The organism is Sphingomonas phyllosphaerae, assembly GCF_029623345.1.
GTDB lineage: Bacteria > Pseudomonadota > Alphaproteobacteria > Sphingomonadales > Sphingomonadaceae > Sphingomonas > Sphingomonas phyllosphaerae_C.
This window is the reverse complement of sequence record NZ_JAPYKH010000053.1, coordinates 1-1018: the sequence shown is the minus strand read 5'-3', so window position 1 is coordinate 1018 and position 1018 is coordinate 1. Positions and strand designations below refer to the sequence as shown.

Annotated in this window: 2 protein-coding genes and 1 pseudogene; all 3 read right to left on the bottom strand. The window is 67.7% G+C overall.

Annotation, left to right across the window (positions count from 1 at the left end; all coding sequences use genetic code 11):
* The coding region (locus QBJ89_RS20075) for an anti-sigma factor family protein (protein ID WP_431522561.1) at positions 1–318 on the bottom strand (318 nt) is incomplete at its 3' end.
* Positions 315–824, bottom strand: coding sequence for an RNA polymerase sigma factor (locus tag QBJ89_RS20070; RefSeq protein ID WP_093330642.1), 510 nt, complete (start codon positions 822–824; stop codon positions 315–317). The genes QBJ89_RS20070 and QBJ89_RS20075, both read right to left, overlap by 4 nt.
* 1 nt (position 825) lies before the next feature.
* Positions 826–1018, bottom strand: a pseudogene (locus QBJ89_RS20065) (hypothetical protein); the annotation flags it as partial.

Genomic DNA, 1018 nt, shown 5'->3' with positions numbered 1-1018 from the left:
TTCGCCACTCCAACGCGCGCTCGACCAGCCCCCGCCAAACCCGACCGTCAACAGAAGCGACGCGGCGATGGCGAGTTGCCAACGCGGTTGGCGTTGCCGTCCCCTGATGGCTGCAACCCGCATCGTCGCCGGGATAGGTTCATCCGCGATCGGGGCGAACAGGGATGCAAGGGCTCGCGCCTGCTCCGCCTGCTCCCGCAAACGGGCATGCATGTCCGGCTGGCTTTCAAGGTAGGCGTCGACCAGGCGCTGCCGCTCGGGCGACAGCCTTCCATCGATCCACGCGGCCAGATCGTCTTCTCCGATCGGGCTGGTCATCGCACACTCCTCAATCGCGGCCGTTCACCCTCTCGGATGAGTGTCGCCAGACGGTCGCGCCCCCGCGATATGCGCGACATCACCGTTCCCAGCGGCACGCCGACGACGGCAGCGACTTCCCCATATGACAGACCTTCGACGGAAAGGAGGAGCAGCACCGTCCGCTGCTCCTCGGGCAACGCATCAAGTGCGCGCAACAGGTCTCGGTGGTACAGGCCTGCGTCCTGATCGGCCGGGCGGCCGAGCGCAGCGTCGTCCACGAGGTGGAGCGGAACCGCCGTACCTCGCCGGCTATGCTGCCGCTGATGGTCGACCAACAGATTGTGCAGGATCGCATAGACCCAGGGGCGAACCTCCGTCCCGCGTCGTTGCCGCCAGCGCCCGACCGCGCGCTCAAGGCAATCCTGCACCAGGTCATCCGCCATCGCCTGATCGCGCAACCACGACCGGGCATAACGGCGCAGACCGGGGACCAGGGGCTCGATCGCGGCGGCAAGCGGGTCCATCTCAGTCGCGCTGCACCTGCACGATGCGGCCCGGTGCGCCATTCACTACCTCGGCGACCGCCAGAAAGCGCCGGGGGGCCGCTGCACTGCCCTGAACGATCTGCCGGATCGGACCCGATGCGTTGACGATCGCCGCACCTGCCGGATTGCTCATGAAGTTCGCAAGCGGCTCTACCGCACCGCTGCCGTCCGCG